This is a genomic window from Gulosibacter sp., from assembly GCF_052090685.1.
Lineage (GTDB): Bacteria > Actinomycetota > Actinomycetes > Actinomycetales > Microbacteriaceae > Gulosibacter.
This window is the reverse complement of sequence record NZ_JBQDBE010000009.1, coordinates 108,851-128,122: the sequence shown is the minus strand read 5'-3', so window position 1 is coordinate 128,122 and position 19,272 is coordinate 108,851. Positions and strand designations below refer to the sequence as shown.

General features: G+C 61.8%; 16 protein-coding genes and 1 tRNA gene. 11 read left to right on the top strand and 6 right to left on the bottom strand.

The window, feature by feature from the left end; genetic code table 11:
- The first annotated feature begins 53 nt into the window (after positions 1 to 53).
- The gene (locus ACTHXA_RS07910) at positions 54 to 2,066 is read left to right on the top strand and encodes a SulP family inorganic anion transporter (protein ID WP_441671100.1); all 2,013 of its coding nucleotides are present in this window, start codon (positions 54 to 56) and stop codon (positions 2,064 to 2,066) included.
- An 89-nt stretch (positions 2,067 to 2,155) separates the two neighbouring features.
- On the opposite strand, the gene ACTHXA_RS07905 is transcribed toward ACTHXA_RS07910, so the two are convergent.
- Positions 2,156 to 2,458, bottom strand: a complete 303-nt coding sequence (locus ACTHXA_RS07905) for a hypothetical protein (protein WP_441671098.1) — start codon at positions 2,456 to 2,458, stop codon at positions 2,156 to 2,158.
- Positions 2,458 to 3,375, bottom strand: a complete 918-nt coding sequence (locus ACTHXA_RS07900) for a 3-methyladenine DNA glycosylase (RefSeq protein WP_441671096.1) — start codon at positions 3,373 to 3,375, stop codon at positions 2,458 to 2,460. The genes ACTHXA_RS07905 and ACTHXA_RS07900 overlap by 1 nt, the downstream gene beginning before the upstream one ends.
- 53 nt (positions 3,376 to 3,428) lie before the next feature.
- Here ACTHXA_RS07900 and ACTHXA_RS07895 point away from each other — a divergent pair, with 53 nt between their 5' ends.
- Entirely contained in the window at positions 3,429 to 3,974 is a 546-nt protein-coding gene (locus ACTHXA_RS07895) for an NUDIX hydrolase (protein ID WP_441671094.1), read from the top strand.
- A gap of 24 nt (positions 3,975 to 3,998) precedes the next feature.
- On the opposite strand, the gene ACTHXA_RS07890 is transcribed toward ACTHXA_RS07895, so the two are convergent.
- Positions 3,999 to 4,505 (bottom strand): SixA phosphatase family protein, encoded by a 507-nt coding sequence (locus ACTHXA_RS07890; RefSeq protein ID WP_441671092.1) that lies wholly within the window; start codon positions 4,503 to 4,505, stop codon positions 3,999 to 4,001.
- A gap of 182 nt (positions 4,506 to 4,687) precedes the next feature.
- Here ACTHXA_RS07890 and ACTHXA_RS07885 point away from each other — a divergent pair.
- Positions 4,688 to 4,764 (top strand) — tRNA-Pro (locus ACTHXA_RS07885).
- A 27-nt stretch (positions 4,765 to 4,791) separates the two neighbouring features.
- Here ACTHXA_RS07885 and ACTHXA_RS07880 read toward each other — a convergent pair.
- Together ACTHXA_RS07880 and ACTHXA_RS07875 are read right to left on the bottom strand one after the other, a co-directional pair.
- On the bottom strand, positions 4,792 to 5,070 hold the full coding sequence (locus ACTHXA_RS07880) for a hypothetical protein (protein WP_441671090.1): 279 nt from the start codon (positions 5,068 to 5,070) through the stop codon (positions 4,792 to 4,794).
- 196 nt (positions 5,071 to 5,266) lie between these two features.
- Positions 5,267 to 6,571: an MFS transporter gene (locus ACTHXA_RS07875; RefSeq protein ID WP_441671088.1), complete on the bottom strand. Its 1,305-nt coding sequence runs from the start codon at positions 6,569 to 6,571 to the stop codon at positions 5,267 to 5,269.
- A 305-nt stretch (positions 6,572 to 6,876) separates the two neighbouring features.
- On the opposite strand from ACTHXA_RS07875, the gene ppk2 reads away from it, so the two are divergent.
- The 5 genes from ppk2 to ACTHXA_RS07850 all read left to right on the top strand — a co-directional run bounded on the left by ppk2 (position 6,877) and on the right by ACTHXA_RS07850 (position 13,604).
- Positions 6,877 to 7,713, top strand: a complete 837-nt coding sequence (gene ppk2, locus ACTHXA_RS07870) for a polyphosphate kinase 2 (protein WP_441671086.1) — start codon at positions 6,877 to 6,879, stop codon at positions 7,711 to 7,713.
- A 264-nt stretch (positions 7,714 to 7,977) separates the two neighbouring features.
- Positions 7,978 to 10,050, top strand: a complete 2,073-nt coding sequence (locus ACTHXA_RS07865) for a M28 family peptidase (RefSeq protein ID WP_441671084.1) — start codon at positions 7,978 to 7,980, stop codon at positions 10,048 to 10,050.
- Between the two features lie 110 nt (positions 10,051 to 10,160).
- On the top strand, positions 10,161 to 10,574 hold the full coding sequence (locus tag ACTHXA_RS07860; protein ID WP_441671082.1) for a DUF1622 domain-containing protein: 414 nt from the start codon (positions 10,161 to 10,163) through the stop codon (positions 10,572 to 10,574).
- A 142-nt stretch (positions 10,575 to 10,716) separates the two neighbouring features.
- Positions 10,717 to 12,123: an NAD(P)/FAD-dependent oxidoreductase gene (locus ACTHXA_RS07855; RefSeq protein WP_441671080.1), complete on the top strand. Its 1,407-nt coding sequence runs from the start codon at positions 10,717 to 10,719 to the stop codon at positions 12,121 to 12,123.
- 5 nt (positions 12,124 to 12,128) lie between these two features.
- Positions 12,129 to 13,604 carry a peptide MFS transporter gene (locus ACTHXA_RS07850; protein ID WP_441671078.1) on the top strand — a complete coding sequence of 492 codons (1,476 nt, stop codon included), beginning with the start codon at positions 12,129 to 12,131 and terminating at the stop codon, positions 13,602 to 13,604.
- A 49-nt stretch (positions 13,605 to 13,653) separates the two neighbouring features.
- Here the strand turns inward: ACTHXA_RS07850 and ACTHXA_RS07845 are convergent, their stop codons facing one another.
- The gene (locus ACTHXA_RS07845) at positions 13,654 to 14,178 is read right to left on the bottom strand and encodes a VOC family protein (RefSeq protein ID WP_441671076.1); all 525 of its coding nucleotides are present in this window, start codon (positions 14,176 to 14,178) and stop codon (positions 13,654 to 13,656) included.
- A gap of 64 nt (positions 14,179 to 14,242) precedes the next feature.
- Here ACTHXA_RS07845 and ACTHXA_RS07840 point away from each other — a divergent pair, with 64 nt between their 5' ends.
- The 3 genes from ACTHXA_RS07840 to ACTHXA_RS07830 all read left to right on the top strand — a co-directional run bounded on the left by ACTHXA_RS07840 (position 14,243) and on the right by ACTHXA_RS07830 (position 19,227).
- On the top strand, positions 14,243 to 15,022 hold the full coding sequence (locus tag ACTHXA_RS07840) for a helix-turn-helix domain-containing protein (protein WP_441671074.1): 780 nt from the start codon (positions 14,243 to 14,245) through the stop codon (positions 15,020 to 15,022).
- 73 nt (positions 15,023 to 15,095) lie between these two features.
- Positions 15,096 to 16,967 (top strand): HSP90 family protein, encoded by a 1,872-nt coding sequence (locus ACTHXA_RS07835; protein ID WP_441671072.1) that lies wholly within the window; start codon positions 15,096 to 15,098, stop codon positions 16,965 to 16,967.
- Positions 16,968 to 17,004: 37 nt separating this feature from the next.
- Positions 17,005 to 19,227 carry a hypothetical protein gene (locus ACTHXA_RS07830; RefSeq protein WP_441671070.1) on the top strand — a complete coding sequence of 741 codons (2,223 nt, stop codon included), beginning with the start codon at positions 17,005 to 17,007 and terminating at the stop codon, positions 19,225 to 19,227.
- The last annotated feature ends 45 nt before the right edge of the window (positions 19,228 to 19,272 follow it).

Sequence of the window (19,272 nt, the reverse complement as noted above, 5' to 3'; positions counted from 1 at the left end):
CGTCCGCCCACGGGGTCGGCTGAGTCCAGGGTCGCGCGCCTATCGTGGTAGTTGTGAACGGAGCGAACTCCGGTGGCAACGAGGCCGGACGACAGAGACTGTTGCGGGCCGTAGTGCCCGGACTCCACACCGCCGCGCACTACGACCGCTCGTGGATCTGGCCCGATATTCGTGCCGGCGTGGTGCTCTCGACGCTGCTCATTCCCGCGGGGATGGGCTACGCGGTCGCATCCGGTTTGCCTGCCTATACGGGTCTCTTCGCAACCATCGTTCCGCTTATCGCCTACGCCATCTTCGGGCCTTCGCGCATCCTCGTGCTTGGCCCGGACTCGGCACTTGCACCGATCATCGCGGCCGCGATCATCCCGCTCGCGGCCGGTGACGAAGCACGGGCGGTGGCGCTCGCGGGTCTCCTCGGCATCATGGTCGGCGTGCTGCTCTTCGTCGGCGGCCTCGCCCGCCTCGGGTTCCTCACGAGCCTGCTCTCGAAGCCGATTCAGGTTGGCTATCTCAACGCGATCGCGCTCATCGTCATCGTCTCGCAGGTGCCCGCACTGCTCGGCTTCTCGTCTTCAGGATCCGCGCCGACCGAACGAATACTCGGACTTGTCGATGCCATCGGTGGCGGTGCGATTCAACCGATCCCGTCGTTGATCGGGCTCGGCGCGATTGCCGTAATGCTGCTCTTCAAGTACGTCATTCGGCAGCCCGGAATCGGACTACTGGTCGCGGTGGTGCTCGCGAGCATCGCCGCCTTCGTATTGCAGCGAGGTGATGAACTCCCGGTAGTCGGCGCCATGCCCGGCGGCCTGCCAGCCCCTGCGCTTGGCGGTCTCACCTGGGGTGATGTTCTCATGCTCATCGGCCCCGCATTCGGCCTGGCGTTGATCGCGTTCACCGACACGGCAGTGCTGTCCCGAACGCTCGCGTCCAGACGCGGTGAGTCGGTGGATGGCAGCCGCGAAATGATTGGTCTCGGTATTGCGAATGTCGCCGGGGGAGCCTTCGGCGGTTTCCCTGTTTCGGCATCGACTTCGAGAACGCCTGTGGGGGAGCAGGCGGGCGCGCAGACCCAGCTGACGGGCGTTGTCGGCGCGCTGGTGGTGCTGCTGTTCATGCTGGTGGTGCCCGGCGTGACCGCCTACCTGCCGGATGCGGCGCTCGCGGCGGTCGTTATTGTCGCGGCCTCGAGTCTCATCAACATTCCGGCCTATGTCCGTCTTTGGAAAATGGACCCGCCAGAGGCCGTACTGTCGACATTCGCGTTTTTCGGCGTGTTCCTCGTCGGGGTGCTCGAGGGGATCCTGGTGGCGATTGCGCTGTCCTTCGTCGCGATGGCCTGGCGGGTGAGCCGGCCCTACCGCGCCGAACTCGGGTACGTGCCGGGACTGCGCGGCTACCATGACATCTCGCGCTATGAGGATGCGGAACGCATTGACGGCGTCGTGATCGTTCGTTTCGACGCACCGCTTTTCTTCGCCAACGCGAGCCTGTTCGCAGAGTTCATGCGGGCTACCGTGCGTGAAGCGCGGGCCGAAGCGGAGGCCGAAGGGCTGCAGCCTATCGAGACTGTCATTCTCGCCTCGGAACCGATCACCGACATCGATTCGACCGCGATGGATGAGCTGCTCAACCTTGACTCCTACTTCGTGTCCCGGGGCATCACGTTGATCTTTGCCGAAATGAAGAGCCCGGTTTGGGATCATTTCGCGAGCTACGAGTTGAACAAGCACTTCCCGAGCGAGCGATTCGCACCGACGGTGGGCGCCGCCGTGGATGAGGTCACGGGTCAACTGCGCACGGACATTGTCGGTACCGATGGTGACACGGGTACCGATGGTGACGCGGGTATCGATGCTGACGCGGGTACCGACGGCGACGCGGGTATCGATGCTGATGCGGGGTCCGATGGTGACGCGGGTATCGATGGTGACGTGGGTATCAATGGTGATGCAGGTTCCGATGGCGACGCGGGTGATGCGGCGGGCAGCGCGGCCGGTGACGCAAAGCGCGTCGACGGCGACGCGGACGCAGCGGAAGGCGCACCGCCAGCCAGTGGAACCTGAAAATCACACGGTGGGGCTTGTAGTCTTTTGACTCAATGCGAACCGAGCGGAGCCGTGAGGCTGCTCGGATCACCGCAGCGATCGGTCGCTCACAACGATCCGACGTCGATCGGCGGCCAATGGTTCTTGACGCGCTTGGTCACCTTCGCTCGCTGCACCTCGGCGACCGCCGCGACGCGATCGCGGGTGTGCGTGGCGAAGGTCGCCGCCTCGGCGTCGTTGAGCGCGGTGAATCGGGTCACGATCACCGGGACACCGCGCTCCAAACGGATATCACACGCCTCCACATTCGCCACCTCGGCACAGGCATCGCGCACGAAAGGTTGCACCTGCGTCGGTGGAATGCTCCCGGTGATCTGCCCAATAGTGAGGGTGACGCGGTAGGACGGCACTATGCTCGCGATTCGATCTGTTGCACCTCGAGCACGGCGTCACGAGCAGCCCGAATGACCTCGAGCATCCGCTGTCGAAGCGCCTGGCCGCGCGTCGCGAAACCACGTTGCAAGCGCACATACTCCGCCTTGCCCGCGGCGGTCTCAATCTCGATCGCCGGAACGCCGTACTCGCTCACGTCATATGGCGACGCCTGCATGTCCACCCAGCGGATCTCCCGCGAGAGTTCGAAGGCATCCAACAACAGCTCGCCGGGCACGAGCGGACCGAGCTTGATGCACCACTTATATATGTCCATATTCGCGTGCAGGCAACCCGCTTGATCAAGCGCGCACTGCGTCGCCCGCGTCGGTTGCAGGCTATTGCGTGGTCGTGCCTCGGGGGTGAAGAACCGAAACGCGTCGTAATGACTGCAACTAATCTCGTGCGATTCCACGACGTCGTCGGTACCTCGCTGCCCGAGCCGCAGTGGAATCGGATGCCGGCGCTCGTCCTGTTTGTACACCATCGCCCACTCGTGCAGTCCGAAGCAGCCGAATCGCGGCGGCCGGTTGAGTACCGCATCGGTAAGTTCTTCAATATTGCGTACGAGGTCGGCCTTTGCCACGAGAAAACCCGCCGCATCCACCGTCACCCGACCAGCGGCATCCTGCTGATACCAGCGCTTCTCAAGCCACGCATCCGCCTGCTCGAGCGACCGGTCGATACCGGGATGCCAGCGCCGCAAGACCGCCGGTTTGTAGGAGTAATAGGTGAAGAGAAAATCGTCGATCGCGTGCTTTTCGCCGCGCGCGTGGTGTTCGCGATAGGCCTGGCTCAACCGGTCGGCGCGGTCCCGATGCTGCGACTCGAGCCGCTGCCAATCATGCGCGGAGAGTGCGGTCGCGGTGTCGTGAGTCGAGGTGGCGTGAGGCATGATGACGCAAGCCTAATTTGCGCGACATCCGGTTCGCCACAATGCTTAAGCGCATGACAACACCACCGGCATGCGAGCACGACAACACGACCGAAGAGTTGTGGGACGTCGTCGATGTCAATGGGAACCCCGTCGGTCGGACCACTCGTCGCGCGGCGCCGGATTTCAAGCCGGGCGAATTCCACGTCGTCGTGGGAACCTGCGTCTACACGCCGCTCGGAGAAGTGCTCGTGACTCGGCGCTCGCCCGAGAAAACGCATCCGGGGGAGTGGGAGTTCTCGGCAGGGAGCGCCTGTGCGGGAGAGTCGAGTGTGGAAGCTGCGCAGCGAGAGCTTGCGGAAGAGACCGGGCTCGAGTTCGCGCTCGAGGAATTCATGCCCGTCGGTAGGTTGTTCGAGCCGGTTGCGCTATTTGATATTTATGCGGTGCAGATTCCTGAGGTTGCCGAGGTGATTCCGCAACCGGGTGAGGTGGATGCCTATCGCTGGGTTGAACTGACCGAGGCGATCGACCATCCGCGATCGGTTGCGTTTACTCGGCCCTGGAATCGACGACTCGATCAAATTCAGGAAGCGCTGCGCGAGATCGTCGAGTGGTAGCTCACGAGCTCGCAGGTCGTGGGGTCAGCCGCGAGGGATGACGAAGTCGCGCAGCGTGCCCGTCGGTTCGCCAAGCGCTTCCCACTCATGCTCGAAGGTGATGGTCGCAATCGCGCTGGTCGGAAACTTCAATTCCATTTCTTCCCAGCCAGGATGCTCGTCCTCAGTCGCGAGCGTCAGCACAAGATCGTGCACGGTGGGGAAGTGGCCGAGCAGCAGCACGGATGCGCAGGTCGGCTCAACCTCACGTAGTAGCGGCAGGATGTGGGAGAGCGACGACTCATAGATCTGCTCACTGAATTGCACGTCAGATACCTCGAGACCGCCCTCGACGGCGCGGTCCAGCGTTTGCCGAGTTCGCGTCGACGTCGAGCAGAGCACCAACTCGATCGACTCGGGCAGGGATGTGAGGTGCTCACCGGCGGCGTCGGCGTCGCGCCACCCGCGGTCATTGAGTGGACGCTCGTGGTCGGGCTGTCCCGCGCCCCAGTCGGATTTGGCATGACGCATGACGTGAAGAGTTCGTTGCATGCTTCCCAGCGTACGAGGGTGCGGGTGAATTCCTGGGGGTTGGGCACGGTGAAGGATGCGGTGGTCGAGTTTTGGGGCGTTGTTGCGGCCAGATATTGACCCAGTCGAGATCGTGTTTGGGGTTGCTCGATTTTGCGTTAGTATGGTGAGGTTGCTTAGGCAATGGCCGGTACAACCGGTTTCGGGCTGTGGCGCAGTTTGGTAGCGCACTACACTGGGGGTGTAGGGGTCGCAGGTTCAAATCCTGTCAGCCCGACCATTGTGGGGTCGCTGAGGGCGACCAAACCTACCGGTCGTAGTCGGATCCTGTGACCACGAGCGGAGCCGGTACGTCTCCGTCTTCCACAGAAACGCTCAGCGCCGGCAGATCGATGATCGGTTGATCCAACCGTTCCACTGCATCCAGCTGCCAGGACACATGCCAATACTGATCAACCACCGCCGAGAACGCGGCGTCAGGGGCGATCCATCCTGCCGCGAACCGCGCCAACCGATCCGGGTAGAGCACGCCGGAGCGCTCTGAGGCGGCGATGGGTCGCTCCCGCGCATCACCAGTGATGTTCATGGTCCTGATTCTCGTAGCCAGGCACACCGACCTGTCGCTTTTTGCTATCTCGAGACCCGCATCCCTGCGAAATTGGAAGCATGGGAAGCACAAATTACACCGGTACGTTCATCCAAGTTGCCGAGGACTACCAATCGCTCGCCAATGACTCTTCGGTGAAGCAGCTCAAAGCGATGCGTTCGAAGCGAGCCTGACTTCAGGTGTCCTCACTTGCCTCATCAGCAGTATCGAGAGGATGCGCGATCTCAGTCTCGCGCATCCGCCCAGCGAGGATCGCGACGGTCGCCAACACCGGCGGGAGCATCCCTGCGATCACAAAGATCACCGGAATCGGGACGAGCAGCGACAGCGGCCCTGCCAGCGCAATCGACACGGGCAAAAACGCGATCGACACGAAGAAGTCCAGACTCGCGACGCGGCCAATCATGTCGAGCGGCACGAGTCGCTGCAGCAGCGTTCCCCAGATCACCACGCCACCGCCAGTGGCCGCACCAACGAAAAATAGCGCTGTGAGCATCACGGGCAAGTTGTCGATGAGCCCAACCGCGACCAACGGAAGTGTGCCACCGCCCCAACAGGCGATCATGAACGTCAAATAGTGGCGGGGGAGTCGCATTGAAGAGACCGCCAGCGAACCGATGGCACCACCGACGCCGTACGCAGCCAAGAGGAATCCGAAAGTCGCCTCAGCCTCTCCGAAGCGCTCGCGAGTGAGGAACGGCAGCAGCACCTCGATGGGGCCCTGAATGATGAGCGCGAGCGAAGACCCGAACAGGAGCGTCCACAACAGCCAGCGCGTGCCGGCAACGTAGCGCACGCCAGCACGAAGGTCGCCCCAGATGCTGGATCCGCCACTCGAGTCGGTGCCCGGCTCAATTGGTGCTGAAGCACGTTCAGGGCGGCTCAAGAACAGCGTGATGACGAACGCAATTGCATACGCCGCCGCCACGATCACTGCACCGGCGGCGGGATAGAACAGGCCCACCACGATTCCGCCGACTGCTGGGCCGAGTCCTTGTCCGAGCGTCGGTCGCAGCGCGCCCTCGAGTCCATTCGCGGCAAGCAGCTGTTCAAGCGGCAGCACCTGCGGTAGGTATGCGCTGTATGCCGGATAGAAAAAGGCGCTCCCCGCTCCCATCGCAAAGGATGCAAGGGCGACGTGCCATAGTTCCACGGCGCCGGTGAGTGACAGCACAGCGACCACTGTCATGACTGCCGCAGTGGTGCCCTGAACGGTAATGATGATCTGACGTTTCGAGAAGCGGTCCGCAACCACGCCACCGAAAATGGAGAAGACGAATAGTCCCAAGCTCATTCCAGTTGCGACGGCGGAAAGCGCGAGCGGACTGTCATCCAGGGCAATGACTTGGAAGACCATGACGATGGTCCACACACCGGTGCCAAATACTTCGATGCCAACGGCGGCGAAGAGCAGGCGGTAGTCACGCGTCGCCAGCGGGCGAAGGGCACGCAACAAATTGAGGCGTTTCTTGTTTTGCACTGTGATTCCTTGAATCAGGCGCACCGAGGACCTGCAGACAGGCAGATGGGCGCGCAAAATAACGGTGACCCCGATGGGGTCGGAACAAGCAGCCGCCGCGAACTCGGAAGAACTCAACGAGCGCGGTAGGCCTACTTGACCGTTATAGGAAGTACAAATGCATGACGCGAAGGTACCCCACCGCAAGGAACGAACGCAAGCCGCTCCACGAGGTGGCATTTGCGCAGCCCGAGTCGCGCACTGTGGCTGCCCATTCCGCAATTGGAGACTTTCGGCAGCACCGCCGGGCATCTAGGCTTCAGAACATGTCAAAATACGATCGCGTTACCGTTGGAACCAAACCTGCAAAGCTCGACAAGTCGGCGTATGAGGAAGAACTCAAGCGCTTACAGTCACAGCTCGTCGAAATGCAGCAGTGGGTAATCGAGAACGGTGAACGGATCTGCATCCTCTTTGAAGGGCGGGATGCTGCGGGCAAGGGGTCCGCGATCAAGCGAATCACCCAGTACCTCAACCCACGGCATGCTCGCATCGTGGCGTTGCCTGCGCCCACCGAGCGCGAGAAGACGCAGTGGTATTTTCAGCGCTACGCCGAGCATCTCCCTGCAGCGGGCGAAATCGTCATCTTCGATCGGTCTTGGTATAACCGTGCCGGTGTGGAACGGGTCATGGGGTTCTGCACCGATCAGCAGTACCACCGGTTCTTGCGGCAGGCTCCGGACTTTGAGCGGATGCTCGTCGACGACGGCATTCGGCTCATCAAGTACTGGTTCTCGGTGTCCGATGACGAACAAGAACAGCGGTTCCGCTCCCGCGCGGAAGACCCAATGCGACGCTGGAAGCTGTCGCCCATGGACGTCGAATCGATCAATCGTTGGGAAGAATACTCCCGGGCCAAGGATGCGATGTTCGCTGCGACCGACCTACCGGGGTCGCGCTGGATCACGGTGGAGAGCGAAGATAAGAAGCGTTCGCGCATTAATGTGATTCACGACATCCTCAAGCGCATCCCGTGGGAGTCTGTGGAGCCGCGCGAGATCGAAATTCCATCGCGACCCGAAGAGAAAAACACGGACTATCAGCGCCCGGATCCCTCGCAGTACGAATACGCGGAGGATGTCGCAACGGAGCTGGAGCGCTAGCCGCAGAATCCTTAACAGTTTGTAAGATTCCCAAAGTTGAATCTGCACGAATCGCACAGCAAACTCTCAGATCCGCTACGCTCGAAATGGTGTTTCCCAACCAGGGAACACTGACGCATCCTTATCCCGTTTCTTCGTCTTAAAACCACCGTTGATGAGGGGAATGTGTCGGCACCGTGGTGCGGATACTGCAATCGGCAACGACGCCGATTGTGAGTCGGGATGGAATTCAGCAACACGGATGTCAGAGAGGACACCCAAGTAATGAATCAGCAAGTCGTACGTCCAAAACGGAGCAAAACGAGAAAGAGGATCGTAACGTTCGGTGCCGCCGTCGCGGTAGCACCGCTCGTGATGGCAACCGGTGTGGCACTCGCCGCCCCACTCGCACCAGCAGACGGTATTGCCGCAATTGAGTCGGGTACCTACATCCCTGGATATCAGGATGAGTACCTCGACCAGCCTGTCTCTGCCGATGTATTTGGTCACGTCGAATATCTTTCTGTCGACATTGGACCTCGAATTGCCGGTGCGGACTCGGAAGTGGAGGGGAACGCGTACGTGCAGGACCTCCTCGACTCCTATGGCTACGAAACTGAAATTGAGACCTTCGACGTCCCGGTCTCGAACTTCGCCGACGTCGTGCCGAGCCGCGATGACGTGGACGGAACACCGAGCTGGCAGTTCCGGCCCGCTGGAAACGCCCTGTTTACCGGCACCGATGCTCCGGTGGATGCCGAAGTGATCGACATCGGCGACGGCAGCAGCTTCGTCGCCACCGACCTCGCGGACAAGCATGTCCTCGTGAATTGGGTCAGTGATGCTAGCGCTCGCAATACGCTCATCACCGACCTTGCGGCGGCTGATCCCGCCAGCATCATTTTCACGCAGACCACTCCGAATGGATCGATCCCGAATCTCGCAACCGTTCCGGAAGCTGCTACCGGTGAGATGATCACCACGGTCGGCACCGTTCAGGGGGAACGTATCCGTGCGCTGCTCGCGACGGGGCCACTCTCACTGAGCATCACCACGCAGCAGTCCACCACGGAAAGCACCAACGTGATCGGCGTCTTGCCGGCGGTGGGCGACACCGAGGGAACTGCACCGATCGTGTACATCGGCTCGCACATTGACTCGGTGGTCGGCAGCCCGGGCGCAAGTGACAACGCATCCGGCGTCGCGATCATGCTTGAATCTGCTCGAATCATTGCGCAATACGATCTCGACGTTGAAGTGCGCATTGGTGCCTGGGGTGCGGAAGAGCGCGGAATCATCGGTTCCGCATTCCACGCCAATAACCTCACCCAGGATGAGATCGATCGCACAATCGGTGCGTGGAACATGGATATGGCGGGAACATCCTTCCTCGGTACCGATGAACAGCCCACAGACTTCTGGGGGCTGTCGGTCAACCCGGATAACGAAGACAACGCCGTGTTGAACCTTGCCAGCGAAGTCACGCAGCACAGCGGCGCAGGGGAGCTCAACCGCGGTTACGTCGGGCGCAGTGACCACCAGTCCTTCCACGATGTGGGTATCGATGCAGCAGTATTTAGCTGGATGTTCTGGTCCGCAGAAACCTCCATCGTGCTGGAGCCCACGTACCACCGTCCCTCAGACACCATCGACAACATCTCCGAAGAACGCCTCGGCATCGCCGCCCAGTACATTGGTGGCTCGGTATTCCGAGCGGCCCTCAACGAGGTGACCGTTTCGGTCCTCGGTGAGGATGGCGAGGTCGCGTCTGGTGTGCCGGTCGCGATGTCCTGTGAGGGCGATGAAGGCTGGCGTGAAGTGGGTCAGACCGCCGAAGACGGTACCGTGAGCACCCTCGCGCCACACATCGAGTGTGACTTTGCGGCGCTCGCGGAAGACGGCACGGTGGGGAGCGCCCTCGATCAGCAGATTGCTGGTGCCACCGAAGTCAGCATCGAACTTGCAACCGAGACTACGCCGCCGACCGACACCGGCACGCCGACTGACACCGCTGAGCCGACTGACACCGCTGAGCCGACTGACACCGCTGAGCCGACGGACACGACGGATCCGACGGACACCACGGAGCCGACCACGACTGCGGTTCCGACCGATACCACCGGTCCAAGTGACACCACCGCGCCGACCTCCGGCAACGGTGGTTCCAATGGCGGGAGTGATTCTGGTGGCGCCAACGGCGGCGGTGCCGATGGCGACGACTCGGGCACGAAGCCTGACGACGGCCTCGCGCAAACCGGTGCCTCGGTGATGGCCGGTGTGCTCCTAGCCGCCGCGCTCGCCGGTGCCGGCGTCTATCTCGTCACTAAACGGAATCGCGCGGATATCGCTCGCGACTAACTCCTCGTATCCGCTGAATAGCTGACGGAAATACAGTGAAAGAAGGCCTGGGCTTGGATGCCATCCAAGACCAGGCCTTCTGTCGCGACTGCCTGGGCTACGCTGATCGCATGTCCACCGATGTGCTTCATGAACTGGTTCACGTAGTCGTTGCCGTATTTGAAGCGCTCGGTGTTGCCGCAATGGCACTTGGCATCATCTTGGCCGCTGTGTATTCAATCCGTGCGCTTGGCAAGGGGCAAAGCGGCGCAGCAGCGTTCCAGATACTTCGCCGGATGATCGGATCGGCCATTCTGCTCGGTCTCGAAATCCTTGTTGCGGCAGATCTCATCCGCACCATTACGACGCCATCGATTGAAGAAGCCTTGATCCTGGGCCTCATTGTGGTCATCCGAACCGTGCTGAGTGTGTCGATCCAGATCGAGATTGAGGGCGTCCTGCCCTGGAAACGCGCGCTGCTCACGAGTGGTGGGCAAGTGATGGCCGAAGAAATCAATCGACAGCAGTCATCAGAACGGGCGTGACCGCGGCACCGAAAATACTGATCGGTTCCTTACAGAGTCAGTATTTACTCGATAATTTGTACTTACGTACGATCTGAAAAAGGCTGCCCGCGCGTTAAGGTCGTGGAATCAACTCCCGTTTCAAAGAGGATATGGATTTCGAATGACGCAGCAGCTCTCCACGGCACCCGGCTTCGTGAATGGTGACGTTTCGTTTTGGATGCGCAGTATCGGCGAGCCGACTCGACGTGCATCGCTTTCCGGCAACACCGCGGTGGACGTTGCGATTGTCGGCGCGGGACTCACCGGTCTTTGGACCGCCTACTACTTGAAGAAAGCCAAGCCAGAACTCGAAATCGCACTGATCGAGCGCGAATTCGCGGGATTCGGTGCATCCGGTCGTAACGGCGGATGGATGAGTGCCGAACCGGCGGGACAGTTCGGCCGCTACGCCAAAACAGGTGGCATCGATGCCGCCCGCAATCTCCAGCGTGAGATGTTCGGCGCTGTGCAGGAATCGGTCGACGTCGCTCGTGCCGAAGGGTTTGACGAAGACCTCGTCCATGACGGGCTCGTGCACGCCGCAACAAACGCCGCACAGCTCGCTCGGGCTCGGGCGCACATGGCGGAAATGAAGGAACAGGGCTGGGCCAGCAACGACGTGACCGAGCTCTCACCGAGTGAACTTGCCGAGCGCGTGCACATCGAAGGCGCCCAAGGCGGATACTGGACCCAGCACTGCGCCCGGGTGCACCCCGCAAAGTACACGCGCGGCCTCGCCGAGGTCGTCGAGAAGCTTGGCGCCACGATTTACGAGGGCACCACCGCGCTGAGTATTGAGCCGCACCGCGTCGCCACCAACCGCGGTGTTGTGCGCGCGCAATATGTCGTACAGGCCCTCGAGGGGTACACGCACACGCTCAAGGGTAAGAAGCGCAAGTTTCTGCCGATGAACAGCAGCATGGTCATCACCGAGCGCCTCACGGATGCGCAACTCGAGCAAGTGGGTTGGCACGGTGCCGAACTGGTAGGCGACATGGCACACAGTTTCACCTATATGCACCGCACCGAAGATGGTCGCATCGCGATCGGTGGACGAGGTGTTCCCTATAACTTCAACAACAGCTACGACCGCCGTGGTCGCACCGCCGACAGCGCCGTCCTGCAACTGAAGAAGCGCCTGGGCGAGCTCTTCCCCATGCTCGCCGACGTCAAACTTGAGCAGTCATGGTCGGGTGTCCTCGGGGTACCCCGCGACTGGAGCGCAGCCGTCAACTATGACCGCGAGAGCGGCGTACTCACTGCTGGCGGCTATGTCGGACACGGACTGTCCGGCACGAACCTCGCGGCGCGTACGGTTCGTGACCTCATCCTCGACGAAGATACCGAGCTGACCCGCTTGCCGTGGATCGGTCGAAATCCCCGCAACTGGGAAATCGAGCCCATTCGCTGGCTCGGTGCGAGCGTGCTCTACAAGGTCTACGGCTACGCCGACAACTGCGAGTACAGCCTCAACCAGCCCAAGACGCACTGGACCGCGCGTATGGCCAACCTCATCAGCGGGCGGTAATGAAGATGACGACACTCAACACCGCACCAGTAACGGACACGTCGAAGCGCAAGCTGCCGGGGACAATTGGTGGCCTTGCCTTCACTGAGCTGTGGGAGCGCTTCTCCTTCTACGGTCTCAACGGCATCCTCACGATGTACCTGTACTTTACGGTCATCGAAGGCGGCCTCGAACTGCCCAAATCCGCCGCAGCCGGAATCGTCGGTGCCTACGGCGGTTCGGTCTATCTCGCGCAGCTGCTCGGCGCCTGGCTCGGCGAACGCGTCATGAGCCCGAAGTGGGCAGTGTTCTGGGGCGGTACGGTCATCACCGCCGGACACATCGCCCTCGCAATCGTGCCTGGAATCGAAGGTGTGGTGATTGGACTCGTCCTGATCATCTTCGGTACCGGAGCGCTCAAGACCAACATCACCAATATCGTCGGAATTGTGCTTGACGGTCGCGACGCCGGTCAGCGTGACGTCGGGTTCGCCTACTTCTACCTCGCGATCAACGCGGGCGCGGTGCTCGGCCCGGCTGCTACCGGATTTGTCCAAAACGAATGGGGCTTCCACCTCGGCTTCGGTCTCGCCGCAGTCGGGATGGCGGGTGCACTCGTGCAGTATCTCGTATCGATGCGCAAGCTCCCGGAACGCACGAACGTCGTTTCGCGACCGATCGCGGCGCCGAGGCTCATCCTGATCGTCCTCGGAGCGATCATCGTCGGCACCCTGGTGGGCATCCTCATCGCCACCGGGACCCTGCGCGCCGAGCAGCTGGCATCGATCACTACCGTGCTCATCCTCATTGCCGCTGCCTGGTACTTCGTGATGATTCTGACCTCGAAGAAGGTGACCACCGACGAGAAGCACCGCGTTGGCGCATTCCTCCCGCTCTTCCTCGCCGCCGGAGTGTATTTCGGTCTGCTCTTCCAGCAGTTCACCGCAATTACGTTCCTCATCACCGAGCGAGTGGACCTCGGCATCGGTGACTGGAGCATGCCGGTGCCGTGGATCACGCTGATCAGTCAGCTTTCGGCCGTGCTCATCACGCCGGTGATCGCGCGGGTTTGGGCTCGCAGCGGGAACGAAGGTCCGGGAGCCCCATCCAAGTTCGCGGTGGGCCTCGTGCAAATGGGCCTCGCATACGTGCTCATGATGGTGGCGCTTATCCTGTTCCCCGAAAACGCCGGTGTGCAGATTCCACTGCTGATCGTGATCGTGGTGATGATTGTCGCGGGCTCTTCTGAAGTATTTGTCGGGCCAATTGGTTTGTCACTCGCGACGCGCATTGGGCCGAAAGCGTTCCGTTCGGAACTCATCGGACTCAACGCACTGACACTCGCCCTCGGTTCTTCGTTCTCGGGACTACTCGGTCAGCTCTTCGAAGCGATGGAACCGGTGCCGTACTTCGGTGTCATCATCGCGCTCGGTGTCGGGATCGGAATCGCCCTGTGGCTCTTCCGCAAGCCGCTGCAGCGTTCGCTCTACCGGGGTCTCTAAGCACCAGCCTAAGCACCCGCCCGCAGCAGCCCTGGCGTTGGATGCGTGTTTACTGCGCCGCCGCCCACTCCGCGACGCGTTTCGCGGACTCCTCCTCGGAGAGGTCTTCGACTCGCGTCATGACCGACCAGCGCACACCGAAAGGGTCGCGAATCGACGCGAAGCGGTCGCCGGAGACGAAATTGGTGATCGGCTCGCGAATCGTGGCACCAGCATCCGCTGCTTTTGCCACAATCTCGTCGACACTCGAGCAATACAACCCGAGCGAATAGCAGTCGGCATCCCCTGACGGAGCGGGCACAAGACCGTACTCGGGGTTCGGCTCGCCAAGCTGCAGGCGACCGGTCCCGAAATCGAGTTCGGCGTGCACAACGATGCCGTGCATCTCCGTGACATCGACGACGCGGGCACCAAATACCGTGCGATAGAACTCGATTGCGTCGGCGGCGTTGGCAAGCGCGAGAAACGGAGTCAGACTGGTCGAGCCGTGTGGGATGCCGTCGGTGGTGTGTTCACCGGTGGCCGCGGTGGTTGGGACGGCGTTGTCGATGGATTGGGCATTGGAATCATTCATGCTTCGACAGTATTTTGATGAGCGCTCGACCGCTTGAAGATTTGCGACAACGTGAGGAGTGCCGGTGCCTGATGCTTCTGATCGACGCGGCATTCTCTACCCGTCGCGGCTCCCTTCCTTCCAGCGAGTTCCCGCGCCCGCACATCTCGAGGCGCTCGTGCGCTGGTTCTGGATTCCGCGCTGGCAGATTGCTCCGGGGCGGATCTCGCGCCAACAGGTGCTGCCGTTCCCCGCATCCAACCTCGTGGTGATGCCCGAAGGCATCGACCTCTACGGCCCGACGACTGGCATTACACATCGCGATTTGGTGGGTGAGGGATGGGCTGTCGGCGCCTTGCTGCGTCCCGCGGGTGCGGTACAGCTGCACACCAATCTGGCGGAGATTCGTGACTCCTCGGTGCGCATTGAGGCTCCCGCGCTGCATCGTGATGTCGCGCTCGCGATGGCTGGCAGCAAGGATGTGGCGAAGGCCGTCGAAGCGTACGAGTCGTGGCTGACGCAGACGCTCGCAGAACCGGATGCGACCGGCCTACTTGCGAACCAAATGGAAGACGTGATCGCGACCGATCGCAGCATCCAGCGGGTCGAACAGGTTGCCGAGCGGCTCAACCTCACGGTCCGCACGGTGCAGCGGCTCGCCTCCCGCCACATCGGAGTGTCGCCGATTGCGATCATTCGACGCTATCGGCTCCAAGAGGCGGCCGGGCGGTTGCGAGAGGATGCTTCGCTGAAGATCGCGGATCTCGCGGCCGAACTCGGCTATGCGGATCACGCGCACCTCACGACCGACTTTCGCAAGGTCCTTGGCCTGACACCGGACCGGTATCGGCGAGACGAGTCGTAGCGGCGGGTACATCTGTAGCGGGATTCTGCCGAGATTTCGTTTGCGCTCGGCCGACCATCTTTAGGCTGTTTGGGTGACCAAGGAAAACTTCCAAGTCGACCTGCGCGGCATCGTCGAGATTCTCTCGCACCACCTCTACTCGAGCCCGCGCGTCTACGTGCGCGAGCTCATCCAGAATGCTCGGGATGCGGTGGTCGCGCGACTCAAAATCGACCCCTCACTGCCCGCTCGACTCGGCAACCGCGCACCGATCGAGATCACCGTAGATGGTGCATCCCGTTCGGTCACGATTCGCGACCACGGCATCGGCCTGACCGAGACGGATGCACGCAATCTGCTTGCGACCATCGGTGCCTCGAGTAAGAAGCAGGAATTCACCGCAGCCCGGCGCGACTATCTCGGACAGTTCGGGATCGGCTTGCTCTCCTGCTTTCTCGTGGCCGATGAAATCGAAGTGCGCTCCCGCAGCGCTCGCGAACCGAACAGCCCAACGATGCGGTGGGTCGGGTACGGCGACGGCACCTATTCGGTAACCACGGCCGAAACATCGCTCGCCGAACCCGGCACCGAGATTCGCGTTATCGCACGACCCGACGAATCCGAATGGGTCACCATTGATCGGGTCGAACTGCTCGCGCGGCAGTTTGCCGGACTCCTCGGGTTCCCGATCGTGGTGCGTGAGCCCGGTCGCAGTACCGATGATTCCGGGGTCGGTGCCGGTGCCGGTCCCGGGGTATCTGCAGCGGATGCCGGGCTCCGGTCGCCAGCACAGCCAAAGCTCGTGAGCATGCACACCCCGCCTTGGGAACTCAAGCCCATTGCGGCCGCAGAATGGTGCGCACAGGAATTCGGCTTCGCGCCGTTGACGAGCATCCCGATCAATATCCCCACACACGGCGTGCGTGGCATCGCGTTCATCAGTGGCGTCGACGGCGACTCTCGAAACCGCGGCGGCGATTTTCTTGTCTCAAACGGGATGCTCGTGGCACCCGACAACACCCAGGTCGTTCCCGACTGGGCGACCTTTGCTCGTGTCGTGCTCGAAGCGGGGTCGCTGAGCCTCACCGCGTCGAGAGAGGCGCTGCAGGATACGGGGGCGGTGGAACACGTTCGGATCGAAGTTGGGCGGCAGCTTCGCGCCGGTATTGAACGCATGGTCTCGCAATCGCCCGCCGAGTTTGAAGTGTTTGTCAATGCGCACGGCACGAGCTTGCTGGGGATGGCGGCAGATGACGAACAGATGCTTGATTTTGTTGCGCGGCACCTCACGTGGGAGACCAGCGGAGGAAACCTGCGGCTCGTCGAGATGCCGTCTCGGGTGCTCTACGCCGAATCACGGGGCGACTTCAGCACCTATGCGCCACTCGTTGCCGCGCGGGGTGGGATGCTCGTAAACGGTTCATATGTCTACGGCACGAGGGTGTTACGTGGCTACGACCGGGCCCAACAGCGGCTCAGCCTGAGTGCGTTCGAACTTCAGCAGGTGATCGAGGACTTACCTGCGCCGCGCGAGGAAGAACGCGAACTCGCCGACCGCATCCGGCACCTCGTCGAACCAGTGCTCAGCGACATTGGGGTCGCCACCGAACTGCGTTCGTTCAGTCCGGAATCGCTCATGGTGCTGCACGTACCGGCGAGGAGTACGCCCTTTCACTTCGAGGACGCGGAGGACGATCCCTGGGCATCTTTGCTCTCTCCAGATGGTCTGAGCGCCGGCGAGAACGAGAGAGATACTCGCCCGAGGCTCGTGCTGAACGTGAAATCGGCCGCAGTGCGAGCGCTGACGAATCCGCTCACGACAGCCACTCGAAACGACGCGATCCGAGCCCTGCACTTGCTTGGCCTCTTGCAAGCTGGCCAGCGCTTGAATGCCGAAGAACAAGCCGCGCTCGCCCGCGCGCTTCAGACCCTGCTGCTCGCCGCATCCCAACCGCCGAGCGCCTAGATCCTCAACCCGCACCCGCAAAGGAACCACACCGCACATGATTCGCTATGACGAAATTCCCACGCTCGAAGGTGAGCAGGCCGACCGTGTCTCCGCATTGATTCAACGCGGAGAGGAAATTTGGGAGATGCCGGAAGACCTGGGGCAGGTGGACGCCTGGGAGAAGCAGGCTGCCGACTGCGAGGCCGAAGGACTCGTGCACTACGCCGCGAGTGCTCGTTTCGGGCAGTACAGCGCATACATGTTTGGCGGCATGGCGAACGAAGCGCTGGATGCCTATGCCCGAGTGATGCAGCTGGTCACGCGCTATGGCGAGTACATCGCGCCGGGAAATATTCAGAACTTTCTCGGTTCGATTCCAGTCGTTGTTTCCTCGCTGATTGATGACGCTTCGGTGCCCCGGGACCGCATTGAAATGGTGGTCGATCTCGTCGAAGAGGAAACGCGTAAGCGTGGCATTGACCCGGCCAACCTGTTCCTCGCGCGCGCGGCGCTCGCGAGTGAGTTCGGCGAAGCCGATGCCATGAATGAGTGGCGACACCGCTGGCTCGCGCAGGGTTCCGAACAGTGGACACTCGACAACCCCGATACGACGGTGCAGGAATCTACCCTGATCGATCCGTTCTCTGTGCCGGAAGCGATCAGCCTGGTCGAACAGCGCTTCGGTTCGCTCGGTGTGCCACCGGGACCCCTCGATCCAGATCACCCAAAGCTCGAGCTGCTTGCAATGCTTCGCGTATACCTCGCCATGCTCTTTGCGCGCAATGGGCAGCGTGACATTGCGGCAATCATCGGCAACGAGATCAGTGAGCAGTTCGGTGCCGAGTGGCTCACCCGCAATGTGATTCTTGAGGAAGCAATCGTCGCGCTCGAGCACCGACCGGAAGATGTATTGGCCCTGACCGACTATGCGTTGAGCCAGATGGTGTTCGGGACTTCCGATTGGCGACTGGTTGCCGGTGTTGCGCGCAGCCGAATCCTTGCCGATCCACAAGGCGAGGAAGGCCGAATGCTGCAGCAGCTCGCCTACGAGAACGCGAAGCTCGCCGACGAACGCGGCCGCACTGACTGGCATGTCCGCCAACTCAACGAGTTCTGGTTTGCGGGCCTGCCCGCGGGGCCGCGTCCGGCGGTGCTCGATGACCCGGCGACCTGGGGCGATACGCAGGCGCGAGCCGAGCGCATCCTCACCGCCGGCTGGTTCGCGAGACGGAAAGCGCCGATCGCGATGGACAATCCGCCGATTGGCCTCAAACACCGTTTCATGGAACTCGCGACCAGCGCGTTTGACATTCTCTCGGCGGAGAGTTCCGAAGAGGCGGATGCGATGGCGGAAGCAATCCTCGTCCAGAGCGAGTCCTTTCGGGTGCCAACGGCCAGGTTCGGTGCGCGGCTCATGCGCGCCGCGTATGCGGCGCAGAGTGATGACATAGCGCGTTGCGTATCGGAGTACGCGCTCGCGCAGCAGGATGTGGCCCGGTTCGGCGAAGCGCTGGATGAGGGCATGCGCATGGTGATGAGTTCGCTGTTTCCGCCGATCATTGAAGCCGGATTTCGCGACCCGAAGACCTCGCTCGAGGAGCTCGACCGGGTCATCGACAAGGCGCAGGAAATTGCTGATTTCATTGGACTCACGTCCACGCATCAGCTGCAGGCCGAAGCCGAAAAGGCCGCGCACTTCGGGGATGGTGCGGCACTCCATCGCCTCGTGGGTGAGATCGCCCGCCAAAGTGAGGCGGAGCAGGAATCTGTGGATCGTTTCCAGGTGTGCCTCAATTTGGTCCGCATGGTGTGGCCATACGATGCGGCGTATGCCGAGTCGATGGCGAACTGGGTGCTGACTGAATCTCCCGACCCGGCGCTGCAGCGACCGGCACTCGCCTGGACGTCGTGGTTTGCGAAGCGACTGCGTGGCGAATCCCGGGCGGATGAGGTCATCACCGCCCTCGAGTCGGTGGACCGCGAGATCGAGGACTTCGGCGCGGTCCCGAACTCGGTACTCGTCGAGGCCGTGGCCGACCGACCGGATGCGCTGCCGTGGATTATCGATGCGATGTTGCGTGACACGGTGCCGGGGGAGGACCCCGACTACGACACGTTCGCGGCGATCGGCAAAGTACTGCTGGAGCGGAATCCCGAGGACGCTCGCGGACCGCAACTGCGGGATCTCGCGCTGCAGATTGCCGGGGAACTGGATGCACGCGACGGCAACACATTCCAGTCGTCCATTGTCCGTCAACGTTGGTTCCCCGAGGCTTAGCACTTCGGGAGCGCAAAGCGGCATTAAGCATCCTCAGGTCGCGAT

Bases quoted from the DNA above. Each gene is read 5' to 3' on its own strand.
- ACTHXA_RS07860 (WP_441671082.1), top strand. From the start codon at position 10,161: ATGTCCACCGATGTGCTTCATGAACTGGTTCACGTAGTCGTTGCCGTA.
- ACTHXA_RS07830 (WP_441671070.1), top strand. From the start codon at position 17,005: ATGATTCGCTATGACGAAATTCCCACGCTCGAAGGTGAGCAGGCCGAC.
- ACTHXA_RS07855 (WP_441671080.1), top strand. From the start codon at position 10,717: ATGACGCAGCAGCTCTCCACGGCACCCGGCTTCGTGAATGGTGACGTT.
- ppk2 (WP_441671086.1), top strand. From the start codon at position 6,877: ATGTCAAAATACGATCGCGTTACCGTTGGAACCAAACCTGCAAAGCTC.
- ACTHXA_RS07890 (WP_441671092.1), bottom strand. From the start codon at position 4,505: ATGCAACGAACTCTTCACGTCATGCGTCATGCCAAATCCGACTGGGGC.
- ACTHXA_RS07865 (WP_441671084.1), top strand. From the start codon at position 7,978: ATGAATCAGCAAGTCGTACGTCCAAAACGGAGCAAAACGAGAAAGAGG.
- ACTHXA_RS07895 (WP_441671094.1), top strand. From the start codon at position 3,429: ATGACAACACCACCGGCATGCGAGCACGACAACACGACCGAAGAGTTG.
- ACTHXA_RS07850 (WP_441671078.1), top strand. From the start codon at position 12,129: ATGACGACACTCAACACCGCACCAGTAACGGACACGTCGAAGCGCAAG.
- ACTHXA_RS07880 (WP_441671090.1), bottom strand. From the start codon at position 5,070: ATGAACATCACTGGTGATGCGCGGGAGCGACCCATCGCCGCCTCAGAG.
- ACTHXA_RS07845 (WP_441671076.1), bottom strand. From the start codon at position 14,178: ATGAATGATTCCAATGCCCAATCCATCGACAACGCCGTCCCAACCACC.
- ACTHXA_RS07900 (WP_441671096.1), bottom strand. From the start codon at position 3,375: ATGCCTCACGCCACCTCGACTCACGACACCGCGACCGCACTCTCCGCG.